At 67.3% G+C, this 19,445-nt stretch carries 20 protein-coding genes; 11 read left to right on the top strand and 9 right to left on the bottom strand.

Translation table 11 applies throughout. From position 1 onward, the window contains the following. Positions 1–341 precede the first annotated feature (341 nt). Genes AC4LGL_RS30530 through AC4LGL_RS30520 form a run of 3 tightly spaced genes read right to left on the bottom strand, consistent with a single transcriptional unit; the run spans position 342 to position 3,610 of the window. Positions 342–1,283 (bottom strand): R2-like ligand-binding oxidase, encoded by a 942-nt coding sequence (locus tag AC4LGL_RS30530; RefSeq protein WP_491842010.1) that lies wholly within the window; start codon positions 1,281–1,283, stop codon positions 342–344. A 14-nt stretch (positions 1,284–1,297) separates the two neighbouring features. Continuing rightward, positions 1,298–1,963 carry a TetR/AcrR family transcriptional regulator gene (locus AC4LGL_RS30525; protein ID WP_491842009.1) on the bottom strand — a complete coding sequence of 222 codons (666 nt, stop codon included), beginning with the start codon at positions 1,961–1,963 and terminating at the stop codon, positions 1,298–1,300. Positions 1,964–2,017: 54 nt separating this feature from the next. After that, a complete protein-coding gene (locus tag AC4LGL_RS30520; protein ID WP_491842021.1) occupies positions 2,018–3,610 on the bottom strand; it encodes an MFS transporter in 1,593 nt (530 codons plus the stop codon). A gap of 34 nt (positions 3,611–3,644) precedes the next feature. On the opposite strand from AC4LGL_RS30520, the gene AC4LGL_RS30515 reads away from it, so the two are divergent. Further along, the gene (locus AC4LGL_RS30515; RefSeq protein ID WP_491842008.1) at positions 3,645–3,965 is read left to right on the top strand and encodes a GNAT family N-acetyltransferase; all 321 of its coding nucleotides are present in this window, start codon (positions 3,645–3,647) and stop codon (positions 3,963–3,965) included. 1 nt (position 3,966) lies between these two features. Here the strand turns inward: AC4LGL_RS30515 and AC4LGL_RS30510 are convergent, their stop codons facing one another. Continuing rightward, positions 3,967–4,581 (bottom strand): class I SAM-dependent methyltransferase, encoded by a 615-nt coding sequence (locus tag AC4LGL_RS30510; protein ID WP_491842007.1) that lies wholly within the window; start codon positions 4,579–4,581, stop codon positions 3,967–3,969. Between the two features lie 130 nt (positions 4,582–4,711). Here AC4LGL_RS30510 and AC4LGL_RS30505 point away from each other — a divergent pair, with 130 nt between their 5' ends. The 4 genes from AC4LGL_RS30505 to AC4LGL_RS30490 are packed head-to-tail and all read left to right on the top strand — an operon-like array spanning position 4,712 to position 7,982. Next, positions 4,712–5,188 carry a MarR family winged helix-turn-helix transcriptional regulator gene (locus AC4LGL_RS30505; protein ID WP_491842020.1) on the top strand — a complete coding sequence of 159 codons (477 nt, stop codon included), beginning with the start codon at positions 4,712–4,714 and terminating at the stop codon, positions 5,186–5,188. After that, positions 5,185–5,505, top strand: a complete 321-nt coding sequence (locus tag AC4LGL_RS30500) for a pyridoxamine 5'-phosphate oxidase family protein (RefSeq protein WP_491842006.1) — start codon at positions 5,185–5,187, stop codon at positions 5,503–5,505. Before AC4LGL_RS30505 ends, AC4LGL_RS30500 begins: the two co-directional genes overlap by 4 nt. Before the next feature lie 19 nt (positions 5,506–5,524). Continuing rightward, complete coding sequence (locus AC4LGL_RS30495) at positions 5,525–6,496, top strand: phosphotriesterase family protein (RefSeq protein ID WP_491842005.1); 972 nt, start codon at positions 5,525–5,527, stop codon at positions 6,494–6,496. Between the two features lies 1 nt (position 6,497). Then, entirely contained in the window at positions 6,498–7,982 is a 1,485-nt protein-coding gene (locus AC4LGL_RS30490) for an AMP-binding protein (protein WP_491842004.1), read from the top strand. Here AC4LGL_RS30490 and AC4LGL_RS30485 read toward each other — a convergent pair. Next, positions 7,945–9,063 (bottom strand): acyltransferase family protein, encoded by a 1,119-nt coding sequence (locus tag AC4LGL_RS30485; RefSeq protein ID WP_491842019.1) that lies wholly within the window; start codon positions 9,061–9,063, stop codon positions 7,945–7,947. The two genes, AC4LGL_RS30490 and AC4LGL_RS30485, sit on opposite strands and share 38 nt — an antisense overlap. A gap of 238 nt (positions 9,064–9,301) precedes the next feature. Here AC4LGL_RS30485 and pgfA point away from each other — a divergent pair, with 238 nt between their 5' ends. Beyond that, on the top strand, positions 9,302–10,492 hold the full coding sequence (gene pgfA, locus AC4LGL_RS30480; protein WP_491842003.1) for a cell envelope lipid trafficking protein PgfA: 1,191 nt from the start codon (positions 9,302–9,304) through the stop codon (positions 10,490–10,492). Between the two features lie 19 nt (positions 10,493–10,511). Next, positions 10,512–12,191 carry an MmpA family trehalose lipid delivery protein gene (locus AC4LGL_RS30475; protein ID WP_491842018.1) on the top strand — a complete coding sequence of 560 codons (1,680 nt, stop codon included), beginning with the start codon at positions 10,512–10,514 and terminating at the stop codon, positions 12,189–12,191. 92 nt (positions 12,192–12,283) lie between these two features. Here AC4LGL_RS30475 and AC4LGL_RS30470 read toward each other — a convergent pair whose 3' ends face one another. Continuing rightward, positions 12,284–13,453, bottom strand: coding sequence for a glycosyltransferase family 4 protein (locus AC4LGL_RS30470; RefSeq protein WP_491842002.1), 1,170 nt, complete (start codon positions 13,451–13,453; stop codon positions 12,284–12,286). A 48-nt stretch (positions 13,454–13,501) separates the two neighbouring features. Between AC4LGL_RS30470 and AC4LGL_RS30465 the strand changes: the two genes are divergently transcribed. From AC4LGL_RS30465 to AC4LGL_RS30455, 3 genes are all read left to right on the top strand, one after another. Continuing rightward, positions 13,502–14,260, top strand: coding sequence for a class I SAM-dependent methyltransferase (locus AC4LGL_RS30465; protein WP_491842017.1), 759 nt, complete (start codon positions 13,502–13,504; stop codon positions 14,258–14,260). Positions 14,261–14,316: 56 nt separating this feature from the next. Next, the gene (locus tag AC4LGL_RS30460; RefSeq protein WP_491842001.1) at positions 14,317–15,804 is read left to right on the top strand and encodes an aldehyde dehydrogenase; all 1,488 of its coding nucleotides are present in this window, start codon (positions 14,317–14,319) and stop codon (positions 15,802–15,804) included. A 145-nt stretch (positions 15,805–15,949) separates the two neighbouring features. Further along, complete coding sequence (locus AC4LGL_RS30455) at positions 15,950–16,171, top strand: hypothetical protein (protein ID WP_064933829.1); 222 nt, start codon at positions 15,950–15,952, stop codon at positions 16,169–16,171. Positions 16,172–16,194: 23 nt separating this feature from the next. Here the strand turns inward: AC4LGL_RS30455 and AC4LGL_RS30450 are convergent, their stop codons facing one another. Then, on the bottom strand, positions 16,195–16,992 hold the full coding sequence (locus AC4LGL_RS30450) for a crotonase/enoyl-CoA hydratase family protein (RefSeq protein ID WP_491842000.1): 798 nt from the start codon (positions 16,990–16,992) through the stop codon (positions 16,195–16,197). 315 nt (positions 16,993–17,307) lie between these two features. Between AC4LGL_RS30450 and AC4LGL_RS30445 the strand changes: the two genes are divergently transcribed. Then, positions 17,308–17,958 carry a TetR/AcrR family transcriptional regulator gene (locus tag AC4LGL_RS30445; RefSeq protein WP_491841999.1) on the top strand — a complete coding sequence of 217 codons (651 nt, stop codon included), beginning with the start codon at positions 17,308–17,310 and terminating at the stop codon, positions 17,956–17,958. On the opposite strand, the gene AC4LGL_RS30440 is transcribed toward AC4LGL_RS30445, so the two are convergent. Further along, a complete protein-coding gene (locus tag AC4LGL_RS30440) occupies positions 17,936–18,469 on the bottom strand; it encodes a dihydrofolate reductase family protein (RefSeq protein ID WP_491841998.1) in 534 nt (177 codons plus the stop codon). The two genes, AC4LGL_RS30445 and AC4LGL_RS30440, sit on opposite strands and share 23 nt — an antisense overlap. A gap of 3 nt (positions 18,470–18,472) precedes the next feature. Beyond that, positions 18,473–19,396 (bottom strand): helix-turn-helix domain-containing protein, encoded by a 924-nt coding sequence (locus AC4LGL_RS30435; protein WP_491841997.1) that lies wholly within the window; start codon positions 19,394–19,396, stop codon positions 18,473–18,475. Positions 19,397–19,445: the final 49 nt, after the last annotated feature.

Genomic DNA, 19,445 nt, shown 5'->3' with positions numbered 1-19,445 from the left:
CGGTCGCAAACACCATCCCGATCACCGTCAGCGACAGTCGAGGACACCCGCAACCGACCTACAGATAACAGTGGACCTGTTGACAACGCACATATGCAGTACTTACGGTACCGGCACGCGTTGCGCACGCCGGGAATGCCCTTTGCTACATGGGGGATCACAGGTTGCGGACCAGGATTGTGCAGGACTGAGCGTATTAACTACGCAGTCAGTTCATAGTTGAGCCATCTGGCTTAGCTGTGCTCACGCGGCCGCGCACTATGCAGTGCGCACGGCTGCGGTGTCGGCGACTGAGGGGTTCGCCGACACCGCACTGTCGGGATCTGCCGGCGGGGGTGGGCCTACGCCGTAGCAGCCAACGCTCGGGCGTCCTCGTCGGCGAACGTGTCCTCCAACGTCAGCGGCGAGTAGTCGAGGTCGATCTCCTCGAGCGGCCGGCCCCGGGCGCTGCTGATGGTGCCGAACCGGCGCATCCCCTTGTCGGCCGAGTACTGCATGAACTCGTCCTGCACCAAGCCGAACGGAATGTCCGGTGCGTAGAGGGCAAAGCCCTCCTCGGTGAGCCGCAGCGCCAGCGGGATGAGCTCGTTCATCCGCTCCTCGAACACCGCCCAGTTGGCGTCATCTGCGGCGACGTGACGGCGACAGGTGAACGTGCCCCACGCCATGTGCCGGCGTTCGTCGTCCCCGATCCGCCGGACCAGCTCCTGCATGCCGGGAAGGATCCCGCGATCGACGCAAATCTTGTGCCACGCATAGTATCCCGTGAGCGCGAGCATGCCTTCGACGATGTGGTTGTAGGTCACCGACGCCCGCACCTGCGCAGCCGGCGACGGGTCGGTGTACAACGCATCCAGCGACTGCGGCAGCTCCTCGTAGAACATCTGCCGATAGGCCGGAAGCTCGTCGAAGTAGTTGTGCAGATCCTCGCCGATACCGACGGCGTCCAGCCACATGCGGAACACCTGGGTGTGCTTGGCCTCTTCGAAGGCGAACTGGGTCAGATACATCTCGTCGCCCAGGCGGCCCTCGGCCCGCATCGCGGACATGAACGGCTGAATGTCCTTGGTGACGGCCTCCTCCCCGGCGATGAACTCGGCGCACAGGCGGGTGGCGTACTCCCGTTCCCGATCCGTCAGTGCCTCCCAATCCGCCCGGTCGCGGGAGAAATCGATATCGGCCGGGTCCCAGAATTTCGCGTTACCACCGGCAAAGAGCTTCAGCGGCAAGCTGTTCCAATTGAGGCCACCTTTGGCCAGTGAACCGAACTGTGTGTGTGACATGGGAATTGACCTCCTCAGGTCTGGCGGGCTGGTTGATCGGAGGCGCAGAATGCGGCCGACAACACCGCGACGAGGCGGCGTACGGCCAGTGCCGGTTGCTCAGGGCTGGGCTCATCGAGGCCCAGGATCGGATCCATCCCACGCACGTACGGCGCGAGGGCGAGGTGCGGGAAGATCATCAACATCAGCGACAGCAACGCATCGACGTCGCAGTCGGGCCTCAGGTCGCCGCGGGTCTGCGCATCGCGCACCAGGGGGCGCAGCACATCGAGGTAATGGCGGTGGACCACGGCGCGCACGCTGACCCGCGCGTCGGCGTCGACCTCGAAACTGGCGGCGGCGTGTAGCGCGCGCTCCCTGGGGTGATCGGCGAAGTAGGCCACCCAGTCGTCGAGCAGATCAGGGAGGAATTCGAAGAACGGGCGGCTCGGGTCGAGCTCGCGAATCCGCCCTTCCATGTAGGAGCGAACCCGCTGGCTGCCGACATCGGCGATGAAGGCGTACAGGTCGCGCTTGTCCGCAAAGTACTGGAACAGGCTGCCTTTCGCGACACCGGCCTTGCGGGCGATGACGTTGAGGCTGCCGCGGGAGTATCCGTGCGCCCCGAATTCCGCCTCGGCGGCCGCGATCACCGCGGCCCGACGAGCGGGATCGACACGTGCCCAGGTGACCGTTGGCATCAGCGCCTCCAGAGTGGATGACCACTGGTCATATTACTGTGATGGCGCTCACAGTCAAGGAGTGCGCACCGCGATCAGATGATGCGAAACCGGCTCGCCCTCGACCCACCGCTCCACCGATTGCTCGATGAGCAGGTCGTTGCCGGTGAGACGGGTGCGGTGCTGCCGCAGATGCTCGTCCCAGGACCGCACCACGAACGCCTCGACGAAGACGGCGTCACGCTCGACGCTGCGGAACAGCTGCCATTGTGTGGCCCCGGTGCGCTGCCGGGACCGGCCGAGCACACCCATGGCAGCGAAGTACTCGGCCTCATGTTCGGGTTGCACCCGGTAGGAGGTCAGTACCAGGACGGGACCATCTGGCGGAGCCGGCTCGAACACCAGCGCCGGTTCGGGCCAATGCGCCGACGGAGTCAGGTCCAAGTCGCCGGTGCGCGCGTGCAGCGGCCACCACGAGGCCGATACCGCGCAGAACACCAGAAGCCCGGCACTGATCAACAGGGCCGTCACGGTGCTCGTCGCACCGGCCACCAGCCCCCACACCAGCGAACCGATCGCCTGACCGCCCATGAACGTCAGCTGATACACCGACAACCCGCGGGCGCGCACCCACGCGGGCAGACTCAGCTGCATCGAGGCGTTGAGCGTCGACAGTGCCAACAGCCAGGACGTGCCCCCGATCACGAGGGCCGCCAGGACGATACCGAAGTTGTGGACCAGCGCCAGAACCGCAGTGGCTCCGGCGAATCCGACGGCGGCGGCAATCAGCAGGGTGTTCAGGCCGAACATGAACTGCAGCCGGCCCAGGACGAACGCGCCGAGCACCGCCCCGACTCCGAGCGCGCCCAGCAGCAGACCGTAGCCGGACGAGGACAGCGCGAGTTGCCTGTCGGCGATCACCGCGAGCAGGCCCCACAATGCGCTGCCGGGCGCGATGAACAGCACAGCCCGCAGCAGAATCCGCCGGATGATCGGTGAGCTCCGGATGAACCGGCCACCGGCACTGAGCGCCGCCAACGGCCGCTCGGCGGGCAGCAGCTGTTCGGCGACGGGGCTGCGCCAGAGCATCAGCACCACGACGATGCCGACGAACGAGACCGCGTTGAGCGCGAACACCAGGGTGGGGCCCGACAGCGAGACCAACGCGCCGGCGATCGCCGGTCCGATCGCCCTGGCCCCGTTCATACTCATGCTGCCGAGCGCGGCGGCGGCCGGAATCTGTTCACGCGGAACAAGATCAGGTTGAATCGCCTGCCATGCCGGCGCCGTCAGCGCCTGCCCGCAACCGATCAGGAACAGCAGAATCAGCAGCACCGTCGGCGTCGCGAGACCGACACCGGTCAGCGTCGCCAGCGCGGCCACTCCCGCCGCCATCGCGCCCTGCGTGGCCAGCAGCAGCCTGCGCCGGTCGACCAGGTCGGCGAGCACGCCCGACGGCAGGGCCAGCAGCATCACCGGCAGCGTGGTGGCGGTCTGCACCAACGGCACCAGCACCGGGGCACGCGGATCTCCGACCAGCATCCACTGGGCACCCACCGTCTGCATCCACGTGCCGAGGTTGGAGACGAATTGTGCGATCCACAGCGCCCGGTAGACCGGCGATGCCAACGGCGCCCACGTCGAACCTGCGGTGACGGCCATCTGCATGATCGTGCCAGTGCCGCTCGGGCATAGTTGGGACATGGCTGAAGTCCGCAACATTCCCGAAGCGCGCCATTACGAGATCACCGTCGACGGCGAACACGCCGGCCTCGCGGCCTATGTCGACTCCGGCGACCAGCGCATCTTCCACCACACCGAGATCGACGACGAGTTCGGCGGCCGCGGCCTGGCAGGCGAGCTGGTCACCGCGGCACTGACAGATGCGCGCGCCGCCGGCAAACGCATCGTCGCGGTCTGCCCGTATGTCAAGAAGTACGTGCAGAAGCACCACGACTTCGACGACATCCTCGACCCGATCACTCCGGAGGTGCTGGCCGCGGTCGAAGCCGACGCCGGATGAGCTAGACCTTGGTGGCTGTCACCAACAAGGCCGGCATCTCGGTGCGGCCTTCGGGCAGCGCTGCGTGCAGCCGAGCCGGCCGGATCTCGTCGACCTGCCAGTGACGTGAGACCACCTCGCGCAGTTGACCTTCGGTGAACTGCGTCGGACCCGGGCCCTCCAGGTCACCGAATGCGCCGGCACCGAAGGCCAGGATGTAGAACCGCGCGCCGGGTGTCGCGGCGCGATACACGGCCTGCAGGTAGCCGTCACGGAGTTCGGCGGGCAGTGCATGCAGCAGCCCGCTGTCGAAGATCGTCGAGAAGCGACCGTCGTATCCGGTGAACGAGGAGATGTCGGCCTGCGCGAATGTCGCCGTGTCCAGCCCCCGCTCACGGGCGGTCTCGGTTGCTGCCGCGACGGCGGTGGGGCTCAGGTCCAGGCCGACGACGTTGTGGCCGCGGGCAGCCAGCGCCAACGCGAGTTCGGCGTGTCCGCACCCCGCGTCGAGCACCTCGCCTCGAACCGCGCCGTCGGTGTCGATGATCGCCGCATACTCCGGTTGCGGTGCACCGATGCTCCAGGCCGGAGTGTGCTCCTGCCGGTAGGCGTCGTCCCAATCGATCACGTGTGTCATGTCATGCGTCCCTTCTTTTAGTTAAAATTTGTACTATATTGACTGTAGGCCGAGATTTACCACACGGCAAGGCGATGCTTCACACTGTTGAGATCTGAACTAGTTGTCCGATCGGAGGAACGTGACGCGAATGCTCTCCACCGCCGAGGCACGGACCTGGCGGCCCTACATCGAGTCCAGCCTGCGCCTGGAGACGTTGCTCGACGAGCGCCTCCGGGAGGCCACCGGCCTCAGCCTGATGGACTATCACCTGTTGATGCTGCTGGCCGCCGCTTCCGATCACCGCCTGCGGATGAGCGAGCTCGCCGAGAAAATGGTGTTCTCGCGCAGCAGGATCACCTACCAGATCAACTCGATGACCAAACGCGGTCTGGTGCTGCGGGAACCGGTTCCCGAGGACCGCCGCGGCTACCGCGCAGTGCTGACCGCCTCCGGCGCCGAAGTGCTACGCGAGGCCATGCCGCTGCACGCCGCGTCGGTCCGCGAACTGTTCTTCGATCACATCCGGCCCGACGAACTCGACTGCATCGAACGAGTATTCACCCGGCTCCACGACACCCTGCAGCACGACGAGCTGCCACCCGACGACGAAAGACAGACACCATGACCTTCACCGCGGCCGAACTGGCCTACCTTCGCGAGCAACCGATCGGACGGCTGAGCACCGTCGACCGCAACGGCGCTCCCCAGATCCGCCCGGTCGGGGTTCACCTCGGCCCCGACGACGCCACCATCGATATCGTCGGCCACGCGTTGGCTTCGACGCAGAAGTGGCGCAATGTGATTGGTAACCCGCAGGTCGCCTTCATCGTCGACACCGTGCTCTCGGTACGCCCGCCCGACGCCCGCGGCATCAGCTGGGGGCTCGACGGGGCCGGCACCACCGCCCGCGACTGGGCCGAATCCCCACACGCGGCGGACTGACGCACCTAGCATCGGGCCCGTGCCGACTGTCAACACCGCCCACGGAGCCATCGATACCGCCGACCTCGGCGTCACGCTCATGCACGAGCACGTCTTCATCATGAGCAGCGAGCTGACCCAGAACTATCCGGAGTCCTGGGGTGACGACGCCAGCCGGGAAGCCGATGCGATCGCGCGGCTCACCGAGCTCAAGTCCAACGGCGTCGACACCATCGTCGACCTCACGGTGATCGGCCTGGGCCGCTACATTCCGCGTATCGCCCGGATCGCCGAGGCCACCGACCTCAACATCGTCGTCGCCACCGGCTTCTACACCTACAACGACCTGCCGCTGACCTTCCACTTCAACGGACCCGCGGTGGGCCTGCCCGAACCGATGACCGAGATGTTCGTCCGCGACATCGAACACGGCATCGCCGACACCGGGATCAAGGCGGCAATCCTCAAGTGCGCCACCGACGAACCGGGCGTCACCCCGGGTGTCGAACGGGTGCTGCGGGCCGTCGCGCAGGCCCACCGGCAGACCGGGGTGCCCATCTCGACGCACACCCACGCGGCCAGCCGGCGCGGCCTCGAGCAGCAGCGCATCTTCGCCGAGGAGGGCGTCGATCTGTCCCGCGTGGTGATCGGCCACTGCGGTGACACCACCGACATCGGCTACCTCGAAGAGTTGATCGCCAACGGGTCCTACATCGGCATGGACCGGTTCGGGGTGGATGTCTTCCTGCCGTTCGAGGAGCGGGTCGCCACGGTGGCGACCATGTGCGAGCGCGGCCACGCCGAGAAGATGGTGCTCTCGCACGACACCTGGTGCTACTTCGACGCGCTGCCCGACAAACTGACCGCCACGGCCCTGCCCAACAGTCACTATCTGCACATCCACAACGACGTGCTGCCTGCGTTGCGCGAGCGCGGGGTCACCGAGGAGCAGATCACCACGATGCTGGTGGACAATCCGCGCCGGATCTTCGAGCAGAAGGGCGGCTACTGAGATGACCGAGACCATCCCGCCGATCCCCACCCAGGTTGCCCAGTTGGCAGCGGCCGGCCCTGACCGGCCCGCGGTGACGTGCCAGGGTCGTACCCTCACCCGGGACGAGCTCGAACGTTCCAGCAACCGGCTTGCCCGCGCCTACGCCGAACTTGGTGTGCGACAAGGTGATTACGTGACGATCAGCCTGCCGAACTCGATCGAGTGGGTGCAGGCCACGCTCGCCGCCTGGAAACTCGGTGCGGTACCGCAACCCTTGTCGCCCCGGCTGCCGGACGCCGAATTCGCCGGGATCCTCACGCTGCGTCCCAGGGCCCTCGTCGTCGGCCGCGATGCCGGCGAAACCCCCTGGGTACCAGCCGGTTTCACCCCGGATACCGCACTGTCGGATGCACCGCTTCCCGAGGCCGTCGCGCCGACGTGGAAGTCGATGGCCTCGGGCGGCAGTACCGGACGCCCGAAGCTGATCGAAGCCGGCGGCGACAGCCGGGTGCCCGCCCTGATCGGCGTTCCCCTGGGCGCCCAACCCGACGACGTCACGCTGATGTCGGTACCGATGAGCCACAACACCGGTTTCACCACATTCGCGATCGCGCTGTTGCAGGGCCACCACCTGGTGTTGATGCCGCGCTTCGACCCGACCGAGTTCCTGGCGCTGGTCACCGAACACCGCGTGACGTTCCTGACCACGGTGCCCACCATCATGCAACGGCTGCTGCCGGTGTACCACGCCGACCCGAAAGCCTATGACCTGTCCAGCATTCGGCGGTTCTGGCACGTCGGCGCACCCTGCCCACCTGCGGTCAAGCAGGCCTGGATCGATCTGCTCGGTCCCGAGGCACTGTGGGAACTGTACGGCGGCACCGAACTGCAGGCGCTCACGTTCATCTCCGGCGAGCAGTGGCTGCGACATCCGGGATCGGTCGGGGTGGTGGTGGCCGGCGAGATGAAGGTGCTCGACGACGACGGCCAGGAGTGCCCGCCCGGCGTGACCGGTGAGATCTACATGCGGCCCGGGCCGGGCAGTGCACCCACCTACCGCTACGTCGGCAGCACGGCCAAGAGCCGCGACGGCTGGGACTCACTCGGAGATCTGGGGTACTACGTCGACGATGGCAGCGAGCGGTTCTTCTACCTCAACGACCGGCGGGTGGACATGTTCACCGTCGGCGGCAAGAACGTCTACCCGGCCGAGATCGAAGCCGCGCTGGCCGAGCATCCCGACGTCCTGTCGTGCCTCGTCGTCGGCGTACCGCACGAAGATCTGGGTCAGGTGCCGTACGCGCTGGTGCAGACGTCCGACGGGTCGGACCTGGATTCCGCGGCGGTGCAGGCATTCCTGCGCGAGCGTCTGTCGGGTTACAAGGTGCCGGTTGATGTCGAGTTCGTCGACACCCCGCTGCGCGACGACGCGGGCAAGGCCCGGCGCACCGCGGTGCGCGACGAGATCATCGCGCGGCTGGAGCCGGCTCGGGCTCGTCGGTGATCGAGCTGTCCAACGGCGGCACCGGGGTCTGATTCCGGTACTCCCAGCGCCGCAACGCCTCCCGGCACGGAGATTCGATCAGCGCGTAGCTGACCGCGGCCAGCGCGAAGCCGAACACCAGCGTCAGCACCAGCACCACCAGCATCTGGCCGTTGAACAGGAACTCCCCGATCATCGGGAACACCATGGCCAGCGCCGCCAGGTGCCAGACGAACAGCCCGTAGGACCAGCGGCCCAGCGTCACCATCACCTTGTTGCCCAGAATCGGATGCCCGGTGTCGGGGTGGTCGAGGACCAGCGGGGCCAGCAGCGCGCCCGCAACGATCGCACCCATCGCGGTCTTCAGTGTCACCTGGCCCACCGAGCCTGGGCGTAGCCCTTCCAGTCCGGCCAGCGGCGAGGCCGCGATCGCGAACGCCACCGCAGCGATGACGCCCATCAGCACCCGGCGCCGGGCCAACCGGTGCACCCAGCCGAATGGGCTCACCGTGAGTTCAGCCAGCACCATGCCCGCGGCGAACCAGGAAAAGAACGCCGGCGGCCAGTTCCACGGGTTGAGTCCCGTGGTGCCCGAGAACGGGATGCGCACCCACAACAGGCTCAGCGCCGCCAGCGCGACGATCACGCCGACGCGGGCCCGCACCGGCAGGCGCCGCGCGAGCAGCGCCAGCAGCGGCAGCGCCAGATAGAAACTGACCTCCACCGACAGGCTCCACATCTGGGTGAGGCCCGCGGTCAGCGTCAGCGGCACGTAGATCTGGGTCAGGGTCAGGTTGGCCAGCCACACCGTCAGATCGGCCTTGGCCTCCGGGAGCAGCAGGATGATCACCACAACGGCCACCACATAGCCGGGCATGATGCGCACGACGCGCGAGCGCAGGTAGTGACTGGTGCGCGGGCGGGGACGCATACCGCGGGCAGCGGCGGCATGGCCGCGCCACAGCAGGAACCCCGACAGCGCGAAGAACACCGCGACTGCCAGGTCGAACCGGCCGAAGAACCGGCCGCTCACCCCGGTGGTGTGCCCGGTCTGGAAGGCGACGTGGGTGAGCACCACACCCATGGCCGCGCAGGCGCGCATGCCTTCGACCGCCGGCAGGAAGCTACGTGTCCCGCCGACCTGAGATTCCGATCCGGTTTCCGGGTCCGGTGCTCCGGTGGCCACGGCGACCAGTGTGCCGCTCGATGGCAACCCCGCCAAACTGCGGGTTAACGCGCCCGCGGGATGTCGCCGGAGTAAGTAATGGCCTTAGATAGTGCTGTTAGGGTCGAACGGGTTTGCCTCACGGCGAGTTGGCCCACACTGAAGGAGGCACGGTTTGAACCGCGCAGTGGCGCTGCGGATAGCGGCATGCGGACTGATGGGGCTGGGTGCAGCCCTGCTCATTGCCGCACTGTTGCTGACCACCTATACCAAGGGCAAGATCGCCAAGATCCCGCTCAATCTGGATACCAGCCTGGTCAGCGACGGGACCGCGACCGCTTTCGATCCGGAATCGCTGGTGGCCGAGAAGTTCTCGGTCGACCGCAACGTGCCGGTCGCTTTGCAGCAACAGGTCAGTGTGGAATCACCGTCGAACGCCGAGGTGGTGACGCTGCAGGTGGGTAGCACGCTGCGGCGCACGGACCGGCAGAAGGACTCCGGCCTGCTGTTGGCGCTGGTGGATACCGTCACGATGAACCGCAGTACCGCGCTGGCGGTGTCCAGCGACAACAACCCGGGCGGGGCCCTGCAGAAGCCGCGGGCCATCGAGGATGAGAAGCCGCCGACCAACGTCGCGCTGCCGCATGACGGCCTGACCTACCGGTTCCCGTTCGACACCGAGAAGAAGACGTATCCGTTCTTCGACGCGATCGCGCAGAAGGCGTATGACGCGAACTACGACGGCGAAGAAGACGTCAACGGGCTGACCACCTACCGGTTCATCCAGAACGTGGGCTACGACTCCAACGGCAAGCTGGCCGATCCGGTCAAGTACTCCTCGCTCTACGAGGACGACGCCGACAGCTCGGTCACCGCAAGCCCCGAGATGTGGGGTGTGCCCGGCGAACCCGACGAGCGGATCACGATGGACCGCTTCTACGCCGCGCAGCGCACCTTCTGGGTCGACCCGGTGTCGGGCACCATCGTCAAGGCGCAGGACCACGGCTACCAGTACTACGCGCGGGACAAGCTCAAGCCCGAGGTGACCTACGTCGACTACAAGGTCACCTACAACGAGGAGACCGTGGAGTCCCAGGTCGCGGCCGCACAGGATGAGCGTGATCGCGTGTCACTGTGGACCCGCGTCCTGCCCATCACGTTCACCGCGCTGGGCCTGCTGGCACTCGTCGGTGGCGGCGTGGTGGGTTCGTTCGCGATCCGCGCCGAGTCCACGCTGATCGATCCCGGGCTCGACACCGCCGATCACGGCTTCTTCGACACCCAGGGCTTCCAGGTACCCGGCGCCGAGGCCAAGACCGAGAAGCTGCCCGCTCAACGACCATCCGACCTACCGCCGGACCGGTGATCTGAGACTGCGCTCTGCCCTGCTGCCGGCCTACGCGCTGGCACTGTCGTTATCGGTAACCGGGCCCCTGCTGGGGCCCGGTTATCTGCTTTTGCGGGACGCCGTCTCCACGCCCCGCTCATACCTGACCGATGCGGCGCTGGGCCTGACCGAGGCCGCCCCCCGCGCGTTGCCGCAGGATTTTCTCGTCGCCCTGACCTCGACCGTGCTGGACGGCGGAATCGTGGTCAAGGTCCTGCTCGTGGCGGGCCTGTGGCTGGCCGGTTGGGGCGCCGCACACCTGGCCTCCACGGTGATGGACGCCGGGCTGCCCGGTCAGTTCATCGCCGCGACGGTGGCCATCTGGAATCCGTACGTGGCCGAGCGGTTGCTGCAAGGGCACTGGAGCCTGCTCGTCGGCTACGGCTGCCTGCCCTGGGTGGCGGTGTGCGTACTGCGGCTACGCGGGGGGTCCCGCGCGCGACAAAACGGTTCGGGCTACCGCCCGATGTGGGGCCTGCTGTTCTGGATCGCGCTGGCCGGGCTGACGCCGACGGGGCTGATGCTGGCCGCCACGGTCGCGCTCGTGTGCGTTGCGGCCCCCGGCGACGGCGACGGCTGGCGGCGCCTGCGCGTCGCCGCGCTCGCGTTGGGCACCTCGGTGCTCGCGGCGACGCCGTGGCTGGTGGCCGCCGCGGTGGCTGGCACGGTGTCATCTCCGGTCTCGGCGGCCGGGGTGCAAGCATTCGCGGCTCGCGCCGAGCCCGGTCTTTCCACCCTCGGCAGCCTGGCCGGCCTGGGTGGCATCTGGAACGGTGAAGCCGTACCCGGCTCGCGCACAACACTTTTCGCCGTGGTCGCCACCGTCGTACTGGTCGGCGTCGTCGCGCTCGGCCTGCCCGCGGTGGTGCGCAACCGCAGGGCGGTGCCGCTGCTGATCCTGGCCGCGGCAGCGGTGCTGATCCCGGCCGCGATGGCCACCGACGTCGGCCTGGCGTTCGTCGACGCGACGATCCGGGCCGTGCCCGGCCTCGGGGTGGTACGCGATGGTCAGAAATGGGTGGCGCTGGCCATGCCGGGCTATGTCGTGGCCGCTGCCGCCGCGCCGGTCACGTTGCGGCGCCTGGGGATACCGATGCCGGCTTCGGCCGCCGTGGCCTGTGCGGCGCTGATCGCGGTGCTCCCAGATCTCGCCTGGGGCGTCGGCAATCAGATGCGCGCGGTGCAGTACCCGCCTGGGTGGACCGCCGCAGCGGCCGCCATCAACGCGGATCCCCGACCGGTGGCGGTGTTGCCACCAGACAGTATGCGGTCGTTCTACTGGTCCGGCGCCGCGCCGGTACTCGATCCGTTGCCCCGGTGGCTGCGCGCCGAGGTGCTGTCGACCGGCGATCTGGTGATCGGCGGCCAGGTGGTGCCCGGCGAGGGAACACGGGCCCGCGAAGTCCAGGATCTGATGCGCTCGGGCGCCGATCGCCAGACAATGGCCGACGCCGGTGTCGGCTGGCTGGTTGTCGAAACCAATGGGGTGCCGGCAGAACTGGATCTTCCGGTGGCTTACCGGGATGCCGATATCGCGCTGTACCCAATCGGCGGCGACCACCCGGGCTCACCTCACCGGAGCATGTTGATCGCCGCCCATCTGGTCTGGCTGCTGGCCCTGGTCGGCGGGGCAGTGGGGATGACGGTCAGCTTCTGGCGAGCCAGAACTTCTTGTTGACTTTGAGCTGACGCTGCATTTTTGCGGGTAGCGGTGTGCGTGGTTTCAAAGTCAACGGGCACCGCCCCGCGTAGTCGGAGTGACCGGTGTGGCTAGACCAGTCCGCTGACGTAGTTGCCGTCGTGCACCGATTCGAGCACCGCCCGCATCGCGTCCGCACTGAGCGTCCAAGAGAACTCGTCGCTGCGGGCCTGCGCCTTGCTGCCCAATTGGACCCGCAGCACCGGGTCGCTCAACAGCTGGTGCAAGCCGGCGACCAGGGCGTCACGATCCTCCACCAGCAGCCCGGTGACCCCGTCCACGATCGAGTCGGTCAGCCCGCCTGATGCGCGATAACCGATGGTCGGCACCCCGTGCTGAGCGGCCTCGGTGACGGCGAGTCCCCAGCCTTCTTTCCGTGACGGCAGCACATGCACCCAACTCTGCTGCAGCACACGGTGTTTGGTCTCTTCGTCGACGTGGCCGTGGAACGTCACCGAATCGGAGATGCCGAGCAGTTCGGCGTGTTCGACCAGCCGTTTCCGCCACCAGCCGCCGCCCAGGATGTCCAGGTGCAGCCCGGGAATCTTGGTGCGCAGTGTCGCGACAGCTTCGAGGGCGTCCTCGATCTGCTTGTGCGGCACCAGCCGGGACAGGACCACGAGGCGCGGGCTGGTCGACCGCGGCAGCTCGAGGGTGGGGCCGGGCGCCTCGTCAAGCCCGTTGCGCACCACGGCGATCCGGCCGGAATCGACCCCGAGCTCATTGAGGTCGCGGGCCGACGGCAGGGAGACGGTGACGTACTGGTTGCTACGGTGCAGTCGCGGGGACAGTTTGGACTCGACGAACCAGCCGATGCGGCCCTTCATCGGGCCGGCCACGGGCCACAGTTCCCGGTGACAGTGGTGCACGAGCACCGCCACCCGACGGCCGAACGCCAGCCGGGCCAGGAACGGCAGCCCGTTCTGAGTGTCGATGACGACATCCGGCCGGACCTTGCGCAGCGGCCCGAGACCGACGCGGGAGGCCACCATGGCCAGCCCGGCCCAGATGTACACGCTGTAGGGCCCGCCTGCCCGGTTGATCTGCACCCCGTCGACCACCTCGCGCCGGGCCGCACCCGGGTACCGCGCGGTGCGCAACGTGACGTCCACGCCGTCGTCGGCCAGGCACGCGCCGATCCGCTGTAGATAGGCCTCGCTGCCGCCGCCCTGAGGGTGCCCGGTGTCGCGCCAGCAGAGCAGCAGGACGCTCCGCAGGCGAGGGTCGGGACGGGCAGACATCGTGTTGAGAGTACCGGTCAGTAGGTTGGGCAGGTGCAGCCCAGCGACATATCCGCGCGCTTCGCCCGCCGGGCAACCTTGAACAGGTCGGTACGCCTGCTGGCCCAGTTCCGGTTCGAGCAGAGCGACCCAGCCCGCTTCTACGGGGCGCTGGCCGCCGACACCGTCGACCTGGTCACCGATCTGTGGTCGGGCGCCACCGGTGAATCTTCTTCTGGGCGCACCGTGCTCGACGTCGGCGGCGGACCCGGCTACTTCGCCTCGGCATTCGATGCGGCGGGCATGGACTACATCGGGGTGGAACCGGACCCCCGGGAAATGCATGCGGGACCAGCCGCGGACGCGACCGAGGGCACCTTCGTGCGGGCCTCCGGGATGGCGCTGCCGTTCGCCGACGACAGCGTCGACATCTGCCTGTCCTCCAATGTCGCCGAGCATGTGCCGCACCCGTGGCGGTTGGGCAACGAGATGTTGCGGGTCACGAAGCCGGGTGGGCTGGCGGTGTTGTCCTACACGGTGTGGCTGGGTCCGTTCGGCGGCCATGAGATGGGGCTGACGCATTATCTGGGCGGAGCCCGGGCGGCCGAGCGCTACGCCCGCAAACACGGTCGCCGACCCAAGAACGACTACGGCTCGTCGTTGTTCGCGGTGTCAGCGTCGGATGGTCTGCAGTGGGCCGCCAGCACGGGCGCGCTGATCGCCGCATTTCCCCGCTACCACCCACGATGGGCCTGGTGGATGACCTCGGTACCAGGGTTGCGGGAGTTCCTGGTGAGCAATCTGGTTCTGGTTCTTCGGCCGTCCTAACCCGTCCACTGGAACAGGTTCTCGTTTTTCTGGGAAATCTAGGTAATGTGACGGCCATGACACAAACTTCGTCAGCCGCGCCAGCTGTGACCAGGACGGAATTCGACAAACTGTTCATCGGCGGCCACTGGGTGGAGCCCTCGACCTCCGAGGTCATCGAGGTCTTCTCCCCCGCGACCGGCGAGAAGGTCGGCCAGGTCCCGCTCGCCGCCGAGGCCGACGTCAACGCCGCGTGCGCCGCTGCCCGCAAAGCCTTCGACGATGGCCCGTGGCCCCACATGTCGCCCGAGGAGCGCCAGGCCGTGCTGGCCAAGGCCGTCGAGCTCATCAACGAGCGGGCCGAGGATTTCAAGCACCTGCTGAAGCTGGAGACCGGCCAGCCGCCGACCATCGTCGACATGATGCAGTTCGGCGCGGGTGTGTCGAGCCTGCAGTACTACGCCGGCGCAGCCGACAAGTACGACTGGAAGGACATCCGCGACGGCATCTACGGCCAGACCCTGGTCATCAAGGAGCCGATCGGTGTTGTGGGCGCCGTCATCGCCTGGAACGTGCCCTTCTTCCTGGCCTGCAACAAGTTGGGCCCGGCCCTGCTCGCCGGCTGCACCGTCGTCCTCAAGCCGGCCGGCGAGACCCCGCTGACCACCAACCTGTTCGCCGAGATCCTCACCGAAGCCGGGCTGCCCGAGGGCGTGCTCTCGGTGGTGCCGGGTGGCCCGGAGACCGGTCGCGCCCTGACCGCCAACCCCGAGCTGGACAAGTTCACCTTCACCGGCTCCAGCGGCGTCGGCAAGGAGATCGGCAAGATCGCCGCCGAGAAGCTCAAGCCCTGCACGTTGGAACTCGGCGGCAAGTCCGCGGCGATCATCCTCGAGGACGCCGACGTGGACTCCACCCTGCCGATGCTGGTGTTCTCCGGCCTGATGAACTGCGGACAGGCCTGCGTGGGCCAGACCCGCATCCTGGCACCGCGGTCGCGCTACGACGAGGTCGTCGAGAAACTTTCGGCCGCCGTCGCCGCCATGCCGGTCGGTCTGCCCGACGATCCGGCCTCGATGATCGGCCCGCTGATCTCGGAGAAGCAGCGCGAACGGGTCGAGGGCTACATCAAGAAGGGCGTCGAAGAGGGTGCCCGCATCGTCACCGGCGGTGGCCGCCCCGAGGGCCTGGATTCGGGCTGGTTCGTGCAGCCGACGGTGTTCGCCGACGTCGACAACTCGATGACCATCGCGCAGGAAGAGATCTTCGGGCCGGTCCTCGTCGTGATCCCGTTCGACACCGAGGAAGACGCGGTGCGTATCGCCAACGACTCGCCGTACGGCCTGGCCGGCAGCGTGTACACCACGGACTTCCCCAAGGCCGTCAAGATCGCCTCGAAGATCCGCACCGGCACCTACGCGGTGAACATGTACGCCTTCGATCCGGGCGCCCCGTTCGGCGGGTACAAGAACTCGGGCATCGGCCGCGAGAACGGCCCCGAGGGCATCGACGCCTACACCCAGGCCAAGAGCGTGCTGCTGCCGTTTGGCTACACCCCGGAGTAAAACTCCGCGGAACTCGTAAAGGCGCCCTGGAACTACGGTTTCAGGGCGTCTTTCGTTTCAGCGCGCCTGCACCGACAGCCAATGTTCAGGTTCGCCATCTAGCGTGGCGCGGGTTCACCCGGCACCGAGATGCAAGGAGATTCCCATGGCAGTTTCCGTCGATCTGGCCAAGTCGCTCGACAAGGCCTACGAGGACAAGTCGCTCAAGGAGATCCTGGACGCCTCGCCGGCGGCCCTGGCCGGGGTTACCGACGCTGATGCCGAGCATCTCGCTGCCGCGTTCAACATCAAGACCGTGCGCCAGCTCGGGTCCAACAAGTTCTTCGCGGTCGCCGCAGCCCTGGTCGCGCTGGATACCGCCGGCTGATTCCCTTCGGCGAGCTAGAAACTTCAGCGGCCCTGGAAGTTCGCGGCCCGGCGTTCGATGAAGGACTGCACACCTTCGGCCGCATCGGCGGTGGCGAACAGCTCAGCGACCACAGGCCGCAGTCGCGCGATGGCGGCGCCATCCCCTTCGCGGCGGGCCGTGTGTGCCGAGGCGAGGGTGGCCCGGACCCCGAGCGGGGCGGCGCGATCGGCAATCGTGTGCGCGATCGCGCAGGCTCGGGTCAGGGCCGCATCGGCGTCCGGCGCGACCTCCTGGATCAGCCCGATGCGGTACGCCTCGGCGGCGTCGAACTCGTCCCCGGTCAGCAGCCATCGCATCGCATTGCCCCAGCCGGTCTGGCGCGGCAGCCGCAGTGTGGCACCGCCGAACGGGTAGATGCCGCGCAACACCTCGATCTGGGCGAACTTGGTGTCTTCCGCCGCTACCCGGACGTCGGCGGCCAGGAGCAGTTCGATTCCGAGGGTCAGGCACCGACCCTGCGCCGCGGCGATGATCGGCTTCGTCCAGTCGCCGTCGAGACGCCACGGATCACGTCCGCCCTCGGGAGTGGGCAGGTCACCGCTGGCCACATAGGGGGCGACGTCGACGAGGTCGAGGCCGGCCGTGAAGTGGTCGCCATGGGCGAACAGCACCCCGACCCGCAGGTCCTCGTCGGATTCGAGCAGTCCGTAGGCGAGGGCCAGATCAGTGAGCATCGCGACATTGAACGCGTTGCGTTTCTCCGGACGATTGAGTCCGATCAGCAGGACGTGGCCGTCCCGATGCAACGTCAGAGTGTCGAGGGCCGGGTCGGTCGTCATGGGGGCAGTCAACGCCTGTTCGCAGAATTATGCAAGACATCATAATTTGACTGAGAGCCTCCGAGGCTGAGTAGGACCTGTTCAGAAGCCGTTCACCTGCTAGTCTCTTATCCACAAGCATGTTCGTTGGATACTCGACATCATGCGAGGATTCCATCATTTCTATGGTGGATGACATAGAAGGGCGGTGCGCGATGTGGGTCGTTGAACTCAACCTCGCCGGTCACCGGTTCACCCGTCGGGTCCGCACACCTCACGCTCCGGTGCGCACCATCACCCCGCGGATGCTGCTTCGCTGTTCCTCGCAGTTCTTGCATGACCGGGTCGCCTGACTCCGCCGCGAGGCCGCGGAACAAACGCGGCTCCACCCGCGCCCGCATGCTCGGAAGCGCGGTCGAGGTACTGCGCGAGCGGGGCGCTGCCGGCGTCACGATCGACGAGGTACTGGCCCGTAGTGGCGCGCCTCGCGGTTCCGTGTACCACCATTTCCCCGGCGGTCGCCGCCAGATCCTGATGGAGGCACTGCAGTTCGCCGCGGACAGGATCGGTGATGTCGTCGGCGCCGAAACGTCGGACAACGCCTGGGATCTGGTGCACCGGTTCGTCGAATTCTGGGAGCGAGTGCTCACCGGAAGTGACTTCACCGCAGGCTGCCCGGTGGTCGCGGTGGCGATCGCCGACCCGGACGAGGAACCCGAACTCGCCGCGGCGGCCGGCGCGGTCTTCGACCGCTGGCGAACCGCCCTGACCGCTGACTTCGCCGCCGACGGCTTCGACGCGTCCGACGCGTCCTCGCTGGCGGTCATGTGCATCGCAGCCCTGGAGGGCGCCGTGGTGCTGTGCCGATCTTCGAGATCGGTCGAGCCACTGCACGATGTCGCCCGCCAACTCGAATTCCTGATCAAGTCAAAGGAATTCGTCCTCCGTAACGGCGTCCCGCGACTCAGCCGGCAGGCTGCGCCCTGACCCAGCGGGCACAGACGAAATCGCCGTTGAGCGCAGACTCGGCCAGCGCCCACTCGGACCGGACCGGCAGTACCGGCGACCCCGCCCCCAGCGAACAGGGTGCGTAGCTGACGATCATCTCGTCGATCAGCCCGGCCGTGACGAACTGGGCAGCTACCTGCCCTCCCCCGACCACCCAGACGTCCTTGCCCGCCGCAGCCGCCACCAGCTCGGTGTACAGCTCGGTGACGTCACCCGAGAACACCTGCACCGGATGCTCGGCAGCCACGATCTCGGGTCGGCGGGTCAGCACCCACGTCGGCTGCTCATACGACCACTCATCCGGCTGGTTCTTCACGATCCATTCGTAGGTCGACGATCCCATCGCAAGGGCGCCAATGGTTTTGATGAACTCGTCGTAGCCGAACGGGCCCTGCTGGTCGATGTTCCGCGAGATCAGCCAATCCAGACTGTCCTCGGTGTCGACGATGAAACCGTCCAGGCTCGACGCGGTGTAGTACACGATCTTCAACGGTCAGTCCTTCCTCATCCATTCGAGTGGGTCGCCCCGGTCGACAGCGACACCGTGCCGGGCCAGCATGCCGCGTACGAGGGCACGCCGGTGCGCCGAGTACGTCAGCACGTGCGCGACGATCCCGTACAGCTGAAAGGATTCCGGCGGATCGCACAGTGCATCGATGACGGTGTCCCCCAGCCGGCGTGCTGCCGAATATTCGGAGATCATTGTGGTCCAGCGCTTTCCGATGTCGGCGTGATGCGCGCCCAGTTGCTCGGCGGTCGTCTGGCTGGTCGTGGTCCGGGCGGGGAAGTCCCGACCCTCGATGGTGGCCAGCCAGACCTCCTTGGTCCACACGATCGCACCGAGCACCGCGGCGACACTCCCTTCGGGACCGTCCCAGTCGAGCACCACCTGCCCCGGTGAGATCTCCTGCGCCCATTGCTCTTCGGAGAGCCTGCGGGCGGCACCGATCAGATACTCGGTGTCGGCGACGTCGTGCACGAGCATGAACTGTGCGATGTCCGGACCGGTGGCCTCACTCGGGTCGGCGTCACACCACAAGGCCTGTGGCGGATGGAAGTGCACGCCGTTGGGCGCGGTGAGCCGAAATCCCACATCGTCGGCCCGTGACGGCGGCACCCCGAACGCGCGGCGGAACGCCCTGGAGAACACCTCGGCCGAAGACCAGCCCTCGGACTCGGCCACCTCGGCCACCCCGGCCCCCTGCTGCAACCGCCACGCCGCACGCTCGAGCATGACCCGACGGCGCAGCGCCGCGGGCGGTTCTCCGGTGAGTCTGCGGACCTCCCGGGAGAAGTGAAACTCCGATGCGTAACTGCTGCGCGCCATGTCACCGACGCCGGAATTCGCGTCGTCGACGACGGCGTCGAGCAGTTCCCGTAACCGGTCACGCCCGTTCGGCTGTACCTCCACGGTCACCGAGTATGGTCGGCTGCCTGCCCCGGGAACATGACATTTCCTGCTGCGC

It is taken from the genome of Mycolicibacterium arcueilense, from assembly GCF_058536225.1.
The sequence above is the reverse complement of the archived record's forward strand: the minus strand, read 5'-3'. Positions and strand labels throughout refer to the sequence as shown.